Raw genomic sequence first — 6551 nt, forward strand, 5'->3', positions numbered from 1 at the left:
GCTGAAGGAACTGCGCGACAGCTCCGACGTCGTGATCGATACGTCCACGTACAACGTCCACGGCCTGGCGACCGCCATCACCGAACTCTTCACCGATTCCGGTCCGGTGGCCCTCCGGCTCAACGTCATGAGCTTCGGCTTCAAATACGGGTTGCCTGTGGACTCCAACTACGTTGCCGATGTCCGGTTCATCCCCAACCCGCACTGGGTTCCGCAGTTGCGCCCCCACACCGGTCTCGACAAGGACGTCAGCGATTACGTCCTTGAGGCTGAAGGGGTGAAGAATTTCGTGGACCGCTACGTTCTTGCGCTTGAGCCGGTCCTGGAAGGCTACCGGCGCGAAAACAAGCATTACGCCACCATCGCCGTGGGATGCACCGGTGGCAAGCACCGCTCCGTGGCGGTCGCCGTCGAGCTTTCCAAAAAGCTGGCACAGTATCCCCGCGTCACCGTCACCACCACCCACCGGGACCTGGGCCGCGAATAATGGCGATGCTTACGGGGCCGCTGCCGTTAGTACCGGTTTCAGGCGGAACGGCAGCTGGCCAGGAGAAGGGACCGAACGTCGTGGCGTTGGGCGGCGGGCACGGCCTGTCAGCTTCGCTGTCGGCACTGCGCCTGCTCACGTCCGAGCTCACCGCCATCGTTACGGTGGCGGACGACGGCGGGTCATCCGGGCGTCTGCGCGAGGAGTACGGTGTCCTGCCGCCCGGGGACCTGCGCATGGCGTTGTCCGCGCTGTGCGATGACACCGATTGGGGCCGCACCTGGCGTGACGTTATGCAGCACCGGTTCAAACCGGCCAAGGACCGTGGCGGATCCCTGGATGAACACGCCATGGGCAACCTGCTCATCGTTACCCTGTGGGAACTGCTGGGGGATACGGTAGCGGGTCTCACCTGGGCCGGCGCGCTGTTGGGCGCCCGGGGGCAGGTCCTTCCCATGTCCACCGTCCCGCTCACCATTGAAGGTGATGTGCGGATCACGGCTCCGGACGGCGCCACGGCACTGCACACGGTCAGGGGACAGGCGCGCTGCGCTGTGGCCGGGCACCTTGAGCAGGTCCGGCTCCTGCCTGAAGAGGCCCCCGCCTGCGTCGAGGCGCTGACGGCCATCGAACTGGCTGACTGGGTCATCCTGGGACCCGGCTCCTGGTACACCTCGGTGCTGCCGCACCTGTTGCTCCCGGAAATGCGGACCGCCCTGTGCAACACGGCCGCGAAACGATGCCTCACCATGAACCTGGCGACGGACACGAAGGAGACCACCGGCATGTCCGCCGCCGATCACCTCCATGCCCTTCGCCGGTACGCACCGGAGTTCAGCGTCGACGTCGTCCTGGCAGACCCGGCGTCGGTGCCGGACCGGCAGGAGTTTGAGAAAGCCGCGGGGATGATCGGAGCCGAGGTTGTCTTGGGTAAAGTGGGGGCGTCGGACCGCCGGCCAGTCCATGATCCCCTGCGACTCGCAGCGGCGTACCACGACATTTTTGGGAACAGTTAGGAAGGTGCCATGGCACTGACATCATCAGTCAAGGAAGAACTGTCCCGTCTGGACATTAAGAAATCATCAGTCCGCAAGGCTGAGGTTTCCGCGATGCTCCGGTTCGCCGGCGGCCTGCACATCATCTCGGGCCGGATCGTGATCGAGGCAGAGGTTGACCTCGCGTCAACGGCGCGCCGCCTGAGGGCGGCCATCGCGGAGGTCTACGGCCACCAGAGCGAAATCATCGTCGTCTCCGGCGGGGGACTGCGCCGCGGCAGCCGCTACGTGGTCCGCGTGGTACGCGACGGCGAGTCCCTGGCACGCCAGACCGGGCTCCTGGACGGCCGCGGACGGCCGGTCCGCGGGCTTCCCTCGGCTGTTGTGAACGGTTCGGCCGCTGACGCCGAGGCTGTCTGGCGGGGAGCCTTCCTCGCCCACGGCTCGCTGACCGAGCCCGGCCGTTCTTCCTCCATGGAGGTCACCTGCCCCGGCCCCGAGTCCGCGCTGGCCCTCGTTGGTGCGGCCCGCCGGCTCGGCATCCAGGCGAAGGCCCGCGAAGTCAGGGGAGTGGACCGTGTGGTCATCCGCGATGGCGACACCATTGCCGCCCTGCTCACCCGGATGGGCGCCCACGATGCGCTGATGGTCTGGGAGGAACGCCGGATGCGCAAGGAGGTCAGGGCAACAGCCAACCGCCTGGCCAATTTTGACGACGCCAACCTGCGGCGCTCCGCCCAGGCGGCCGTGGCCGCCGGCGCCCGCGTTGACCGGGCCCTTGAGATCCTGGGCGACGACGTCCCGGACCACCTCAAGTACGCCGGTGAGCTCCGGGTCGCCCACAAACAGGCCAGCCTGGACGAACTGGGCCGCCTCGCCGATCCGGTCATGACCAAGGACGCCATCGCCGGCCGCATCCGGCGGCTGCTGGCCATGGCGGACAAACGTGCCATTGACCTGGGCATCCCCGGTACGGATGCCAATGTGACGCCTGAAATGCTGGACGAGTAACCGCGCCCTAGAATCAGAGCGTTCACCCCTGATCTTCCGGATGCCCGTCATCCGGATGCATAATCCGAGAGTTACAACCCGGACAGACCGTCCACGACATTGGAGGATTTTGTGACCGAGTACGTACTGCCAGAGCTCGACTACGACTACGCAGCGCTTGAGCCGCACATTTCGGCGCGCATCATGGAGCTGCACCACAGCAAGCACCATGCGGCCTACGTCGCTGGCGCCAACAATGCACTGGCCCAGCTTGCCGACGCCCGAGACAAGGGCGATTTCGCCAACATCAACCGCCTGTCCAAGGACCTCGCGTTCCACACCGGCGGCCATGTCAACCACTCAGTGTTCTGGAAGAACCTGTCCCCGGACGGCGGCGACAAGCCCGAGGGCGAGCTGGCCGCGGCCATCGACGACGCCTTCGGGTCCTTCGACGCCTTCCGTGCCCAGTTCTCCGCGGCCGCACTCGGCCTGCAGGGGTCCGGCTGGGGCTTCCTCGCCTACGAGCCGATCGGTGGCAACCTGGTCATCGAACAGCTCTACGACCAGCAGGGCAACGTCGCACTCGGCACCACCCCGCTGCTGATGCTGGACATGTGGGAGCACGCCTTCTACCTGGACTACGTCAACGTCAAAGCTGACTACGTGAAGGCCTTCTGGAACATCGTCAACTGGGCCGACGTCGCAAAGCGCTTCGACGCTGCGCGCACCAACGCCACGGGTCTTATCACCCTCCCGTAGGTGACCTGCAGTACATACTGCTGTAACAAAGTTCACAATCCGGAAGCATTTGGGCCGGAATGTGGACCGTCTGCCCCCGCACTTGCGGGGGCAGACCCAGTTAAACGTAAGATAGGTCACGGAAGGCGGTCAGCCTTCAGCAATGTGGCTGGTCGCCCTCCGATCTGTAAATCATCTCTGCCCAACGGCGTGCGGGATCTGTTAGTTGGCTTGAACGCCCGCTCAACTAGTTGTGCTTAACAAGCACCAAGGAGACTGAAAAAGTGACGACCCGTATTGGTATCAACGGCTTTGGCCGTATCGGCCGCAACTACTTCCGCGCAGCACTCGCCCAGGGCGCTGACCTCGAGATCGTTGCCGTCAACGATCTCACCAGCCCAGAGGCACTGGCCCACCTCTTCAAGTACGACTCCGTCGGCGGCCGCCTGAAGGAAACCATTGAGGTCAAGGACGGCAACATCGTCGTCAACGGCAACGTCGTCAAGGTCCTGGCCGAGCGCGACCCCGCCAACCTGCCGTGGGGGGAGCTGGGCGTTGACATCGTCATCGAATCCACCGGCTTCTTCACCAAGGCTGCGGCTGCGAAGAAGCACATTGAGGCAGGCGCCAAGAAGGTCCTGATCTCCGCGCCGGCATCGGATGAGGACATCACCATCGTGATGGGTGTGAACCACGAGCTCTACGACAACGCGACGCACCACATCATCTCCAACGCTTCGTGCACCACCAACTGCCTCGGCCCGCTGGCCAAGGTCATCAACGACGAGTTCGGCATCGAGCGTGGCCTGATGACCACCATCCACGCGTACACCGCCGATCAGAACCTCCAGGACGGCCCTCACAGCGACCTCCGTCGTGCCCGCGCCGCCGCCATCAACATGGTCCCCACCTCCACGGGTGCGGCCAAGGCTATCGGCCTGGTCCTGCCGGAGCTCAAGGGCAAGCTGGACGGCTACGCCATCCGCGTCCCGGTCCCCACAGGCTCCGCCACCGACCTGACGGTCACCGTCTCCCGCGAGACCACGGTTGAGGAAGTCAACGCAGCACTGAAGAAGGCCGCAGAGTCCGACTCTCTGCAGGGCTTCCTGACCTACACGGATGAGCCGATCGTCTCCTCCGACATCGTGGGCGACCCCGCGTCCTCGATCTTCGACTCCGGCCTGACCAAGGTCATCGGCAACCAGGTCAAGGTTGTTTCCTGGTATGACAACGAATGGGGCTACTCCAACCGCCTCGTTGACCTCACGGAGCTCGTCGCAGCCAAGCTGGGCTAGGGTTAGTCACATGACATTTCACACCCTCAACGAACTGATCGCTGAAGGTGTCCGCGGGCGGTACATTCTGGTTCGAAGTGACCTGAATGTGCCGCTCGACGGCTCTACAGTGACTGACGACGGCCGCATCAAGGCCTCACTGCCAGTACTGGGAAAGCTCACGGACGCCGGTGCCCGCGTGCTGGTAACAGCCCACCTCGGACGCCCCAAGGGCGCCCCGGAAGAGAAGTATTCGCTCAAGCCCGCAGTGACGCGGCTCGCAGAACTTGCAGGGTTCAAGGTTTCCCTCGCCGGGGACACCGTGGGCCCGTCCGCCAAGGACCACTCCGCGGCCCTGCAGGACGGCGAAGTACTTGTCCTGGAGAACGTGCGGTTTGACGCCCGCGAAACCTCCAAAAACGACGCCGAACGCGGCGCCTTCGCGGACGAGCTTGTGGCTTTGACCGGAGAGAACGGCGCCTACGTGGATGACGCCTTCGGTGCTGTGCACCGGAAGCACGCAAGCGTCTACGACGTCGCCACCCGGCTGCCGTCGTACCAGGGCGATCTGGTCCACACCGAGGTCGAAGTGCTGCGCAAGCTCACCGCCGACACCCAGCGGCCCTACGTGGTGGTGCTGGGCGGCTCCAAGGTCTCGGACAAGCTCGCAGTCATTGACAACCTGATCGGGAAGGCTGACGCCATCCTGGTGGGCGGCGGAATGCTCTTCACGTTCCTCGCCGCGGAAGGCCACAAAGTGGCCGGCAGCCTCCTGGAGGAGGACCAGATCCCCGTTGTCCAGGACTACCTGAAGCGGGCAGCCGACGCCGGCACGGAGTTCATCGTGCCCACCGACGTTGTGGTGGCAGGCAAGTTCGCCGCTGACGCGGACCACGAGACCGTCCCCGCGGAAGGCATTGAGGGCAGCAGCTTTGGTGCGCAGGGAATCGGACTCGACATCGGACCGGACTCGGCCGCTGCTTTTGCGGAGCGGATCAAGAGCGCAAAAACCGTGTTCTGGAACGGACCGATGGGCGTCTTCGAGTTTGAGGCTTTTTCCGGCGGCACCCGTGCCATCGCCCAGGCATTGACTGAGGCGGATGCCCTGACAGTTGTCGGCGGCGGCGATTCAGCTGCTGCAGTGCGGACCCTTGGCTTCGCCGATGACCAGTTCGGCCACATTTCCACTGGCGGCGGCGCCAGCCTGGAATATCTCGAAGGCAAGGAACTTCCCGGTCTGAGCGTTCTGGACCGCTAAGGAACCGGACTGCCGGCAATCGTCCTTCGAATGACCTGGACTGCCAAGTCCTCCGGCCGGAAGGGTGCCCGCGGGCACCCTTCCGGCCGCACACTTATTACGAAACATATGGAGAACACGTGACTACGTCAACGAACGGCGCTTTTGACCGCACGCCTCTCATTGCAGGCAACTGGAAGATGAACATGGACCATGTCCAAGGCATCACGCTTCTGCAGAAACTTGCCTGGACCCTGTCCGACGCCAAGCACGACTACAGCCGGGTCGAGGTTGCGGTCTTTCCTCCGTTCACCGATCTGCGTGGTGTCCAGACCCTGGTCCAGGGCGATGAACTGGAGGTCGCCTACGGTGGACAGGACCTTTCGCAGTTTGATTCAGGTGCTTACACCGGGGACATTTCCGGCCAGTTCCTGAACAAGCTCGGTTGCCGGTACGTGCTGGTGGGACACAGCGAACGCCGGACCATCCACAACGAGTCCGACGACGTCCTGAACGCCAAGGTGAAGGCCGCATACAAACACGGAGTAACCCCGATTCTCTGCGTGGGCGAGGGCCTGGAGATCCGGCAGGCGGGGACCCATGTCCAGCACACCCTGGAACAGCTGCGGGCGGACGTCGCCGGTCTGACCCCGGAGCAGGCGGCTACCCTGGTGGTGGCCTACGAGCCCGTCTGGGCCATCGGCACCGGCGAAGTCGCCGGGCCTGAGGACGCACAGGAAATGTGTGAGGCCATCCGCGCCGAGCTCGCCACTATTTTCGGCGACGACGTTGCTGCGAAGATCCGCCTCCTGTACGGCGGTTCCGTCAAG

7 protein-coding genes are annotated in these 6551 nt (G+C 64.3%); all 7 read left to right on the plus strand.

From position 1 onward, the window contains the following. Nucleotides 1-487 (plus strand): RapZ C-terminal domain-containing protein (locus DBR22_RS24300; protein ID WP_308810175.1); only part of this gene is annotated, 487 nt, incomplete at its 5' end. Continuing rightward, nucleotides 487-1503 (plus strand): gluconeogenesis factor YvcK family protein, encoded by a 1017-nt coding sequence (locus DBR22_RS03650; protein WP_108597829.1) that lies wholly within the window; start codon nucleotides 487-489, stop codon nucleotides 1501-1503. The genes DBR22_RS24300 and DBR22_RS03650, both read left to right, overlap by 1 nt. A 9-nt stretch (nucleotides 1504-1512) precedes the next feature. Continuing rightward, nucleotides 1513-2493 (plus strand): DNA-binding protein WhiA, encoded by a 981-nt coding sequence (whiA, locus tag DBR22_RS03655; RefSeq protein WP_108597830.1) that lies wholly within the window; start codon nucleotides 1513-1515, stop codon nucleotides 2491-2493. 111 nt (nucleotides 2494-2604) lie between these two features. Continuing rightward, nucleotides 2605-3231, plus strand: coding sequence for a superoxide dismutase (locus tag DBR22_RS03660; RefSeq protein WP_108597831.1), 627 nt, complete (start codon nucleotides 2605-2607; stop codon nucleotides 3229-3231). Between the two features lie 263 nt (nucleotides 3232-3494). Next, nucleotides 3495-4505: a type I glyceraldehyde-3-phosphate dehydrogenase gene (gene gap / locus DBR22_RS03665; RefSeq protein ID WP_108597832.1), complete on the plus strand. Its 1011-nt coding sequence runs from the start codon at nucleotides 3495-3497 to the stop codon at nucleotides 4503-4505. Between the two features lie 10 nt (nucleotides 4506-4515). Continuing rightward, entirely contained in the window at nucleotides 4516-5742 is a 1227-nt protein-coding gene (locus tag DBR22_RS03670) for a phosphoglycerate kinase (RefSeq protein WP_108597833.1), read from the plus strand. A 119-nt stretch (nucleotides 5743-5861) separates the two neighbouring features. Continuing rightward, on the plus strand, nucleotides 5862-6551 hold a 690-nt coding region (gene tpiA / locus DBR22_RS03675), incomplete at its 3' end, for a triose-phosphate isomerase (protein WP_108597834.1).

The sequence above is a fragment of the Arthrobacter sp. HMWF013 genome (assembly GCF_003061105.1).
Taxonomy (GTDB): Bacteria; Actinomycetota; Actinomycetes; order Actinomycetales; family Micrococcaceae; genus Arthrobacter.